This window comes from Zavarzinia sp. (genome assembly GCF_049306435.1).
In the GTDB taxonomy this organism is placed as follows: Bacteria; Pseudomonadota; Alphaproteobacteria; order Zavarziniales; family Zavarziniaceae; genus Zavarzinia.
The window spans coordinates 1-2,502 of sequence record NZ_JBAQRT010000391.1; the positions used below are offsets into that span (position 1 = coordinate 1).

The following is a 2,502-nucleotide window of genomic DNA, read 5'->3' on the forward strand; positions in this document are numbered from 1 at the left end:
CGCCAGGGCCTGGCGCATCCAGATCGGCGGCGACGATGCCATCGCCTGTGAGGGGATGCTGACCCCGCTGCAGCCCGGCCGCCGCCTGGCCTGCCATCACACCAAGGCGGGGCACGCATGAGCGCCGCCCGCGCCCTGTTCGCGGTGGTGACCGCCCTCGCTCAAGCGCGGCTTGAAAAAGGGCTGACGCTGGAGGCTGTGGCGACGCGCGTGGGTGTCACCGCCCAGGCGCTCGACCAGTGGGAGCGGCGGCAGGTCATGCCGCGCCTCGAAAACCTGTTCGGCTGGGCGCGGGCGCTCGGCATGACGATCAAAGTTACATCGGGAGACGAGAAATGAAGGACGTGACACCGGCCCACCGCCTGGCCGCTATCAGCACGATCTATCGCATTTATGGGGCTCTCTGCTTCTGCGAGGGCTGCGGGCACTATCAGAAGGTCACGGAGTGCCGCCAACCCTTCCGGCATGACAGCGACTGCGGGCGCCGAAATGCCGAGCCCCATCCCTGGATCGTGATCAATACCGCGATCGACTGGGCGATGCGCACGGCCGATCCCGTGCCCGCCGCCGCCCCGGGGCCGACGACATGACCGGCCTCGCCCGCATCGCCCTTTCGGGTGTCATCACCGCCCCGACGCGCCGTCGCCGGGGCCTGCTCGACCGCATCTCGAAACTCCTTCGGAGGGCTATCCATGTCTGACGCCAACGCCGTGCCTGCCGGCTACATGCAGGACGCGGAAGGGCGCCTCGTCCCCGCCGACAAGGTCAAACCGCAGCATGTCCTTGAAGACCAGATGGTGCGCGAGCTGGCCGCCCTGGCGGAGGAGGAGAGCTGCAGGCTCGCTGCCCTCAAGGTCAATATCAAAACCAGTGTCGATGCCTTCGTTGAGCTTGTTGCCAACCAGTACGGCATCACTCGCGGCAGAGGGCGAGGCAATCTCACCCTGTCGAGTTACGACGGCACCATCAGGCTGCAGGTGGCGATCGCCGATTTCATCGAGTTCGGGCCGGAGCTCCAGGTCGCTAAGAGCCTGATCGATGAATGCCTGACCGACTGGTCGGCCGGCGGCAGCGCCGAGCTGAAGCTGATCGTCAACGATGCCTTCCGCGTCAATAAGGCGGGCCAGCTGGACAAGGATCGCATCCTTGGCCTGCGCCGCTACGACTTCCCGGATCTGCGCTGGAAGAAGGCCATGGAGGCGATCAACGACGCGATCCGCGTCCAGAAGTCCAAGGAATATTTCCGCCTCTACCGACGCGGCGGCGCCGACGAGGACTTCCGGCAGATCCCGCTCGACATCGCCAGAGTGTGAGGCCGCGACCATGGGCCGCCAGCGCCGCGTCGATTATCTCGCCCAGCTGGCCCGCCGCCAGCTGGCGCTCGATCGCGCGCATGACATCGCCATCGGTGTCGCGGCGGACCAGGTCGATTACGTCCTCGCCCTCGGCCTTAGCCCCTGCGACGCCCTGCGGCAGGCCGGCCAGCTGGCGCCCTCCGACATCGGCCGGGGCCAGGCGATCGAGCGCCTCGCCCGCTACTGGCTCGCGATGGTGCGCGGCTGGCCCGAAATCCTCGACCACTACACCGACGAGCTGGCCGCGACGGCCGCCGAGGGAGATCTCCATGTCCGATAGCCAAATCGCCTTCGACCTCGCCTTGCCGCCCCGGCGCTACATCCGCCGCCAGCGCGGCGGCGACGATCAGGTCTATGCCGCCGTGTGCAGGCTTCGACAGGACGGCCATGAGGTCTACCGCGTCTCGGACGCCCAGCACATCGTCGACGGCGCGCTGCTGACCACGGCGGAACTGATCCGCAAGTCGAAGGGAGCGTGACCATGAAGTCCCTGCCCGACATCGCGCTGAGTTACATCTGCGCGCTCGACATCTGGGAGCTGCGGGTCCGCCAAATGGCCGTCCGTCATGACGGACGCCGCGCATCCGCCCGCCTCGCCGACGAGCTTGGCGAGATGCGCCGGGCGACAGCCCGGCTGGCGATCATCGCCACCGAAATGGCCTGCCCGCCCGATCCCGAGCTCGCCCGGGAGGCCCTGCGCCGCCTGCTGACCCGCTTGCGGCTGACCGGGGCGCTGCCGTGGCAGGACCTCGTCCAGATCGTCAATGACGTGGCCGATGCCACGCCCGCCCCGCGCAATTGAGGAGGCGGGCATGGAAATCGATGTCACCGCCCTGCGCAGCCGCGATCCCGACATGGTCGCGCGCGGGCTCCTGGCCCTCGCCGTCATCGGACTCGTCGGCGCCTGGGTGCAGATGCCGGCGGCGCCGCGTCCGGCTCCCATCCTTGATGGTGCGATCCCGGCGAAAGTCCGCCGTGCCGTGGCCTGGCGGGCGCCTGGCGCCTGGTTCAGCGCGGGCGATATCGCGATGGCGGTCGGTGTCGAGCGGAGCCAGATCGCCTGGACCCTCCGCCAGCTCGTCGATGCCGGGGAGCTGGAGGCGAAGGGCACGCGCAATTCGCGTCGCTATCGCCGACCGGTGACGGC

General features: G+C 68.6%; 7 protein-coding genes. All 7 read left to right on the forward strand.

What is annotated here, in order from left to right:
* The first annotated feature begins 117 nt into the window (after positions 1–117).
* Positions 118–339 carry a helix-turn-helix domain-containing protein gene (locus WAZ62_RS22010; protein ID WP_422645662.1) on the forward strand — a complete coding sequence of 74 codons (222 nt, stop codon included), beginning with the start codon at positions 118–120 and terminating at the stop codon, positions 337–339.
* Complete coding sequence (locus tag WAZ62_RS22015; protein ID WP_422645663.1) at positions 336–590, forward strand: hypothetical protein; 255 nt, start codon at positions 336–338, stop codon at positions 588–590. The genes WAZ62_RS22010 and WAZ62_RS22015 overlap by 4 nt, the downstream gene beginning before the upstream one ends.
* A 102-nt stretch (positions 591–692) precedes the next feature.
* Positions 693–1,313: a DUF3164 family protein gene (locus tag WAZ62_RS22020; protein ID WP_422645664.1), complete on the forward strand. Its 621-nt coding sequence runs from the start codon at positions 693–695 to the stop codon at positions 1,311–1,313.
* Between the two features lie 10 nt (positions 1,314–1,323).
* Positions 1,324–1,635, forward strand: a complete 312-nt coding sequence (locus tag WAZ62_RS22025; RefSeq protein ID WP_422645665.1) for a hypothetical protein — start codon at positions 1,324–1,326, stop codon at positions 1,633–1,635.
* A complete protein-coding gene (locus WAZ62_RS22030; protein WP_422645666.1) occupies positions 1,625–1,834 on the forward strand; it encodes a hypothetical protein in 210 nt (69 codons plus the stop codon). Before WAZ62_RS22025 ends, WAZ62_RS22030 begins: the two co-directional genes overlap by 11 nt.
* A 2-nt stretch (positions 1,835–1,836) precedes the next feature.
* Positions 1,837–2,157: a hypothetical protein gene (locus WAZ62_RS22035; protein ID WP_422645667.1), complete on the forward strand. Its 321-nt coding sequence runs from the start codon at positions 1,837–1,839 to the stop codon at positions 2,155–2,157.
* A gap of 10 nt (positions 2,158–2,167) precedes the next feature.
* On the forward strand, positions 2,168–2,502 hold a 335-nt coding region (locus WAZ62_RS22040; RefSeq protein ID WP_422645668.1), incomplete at its 3' end, for a hypothetical protein.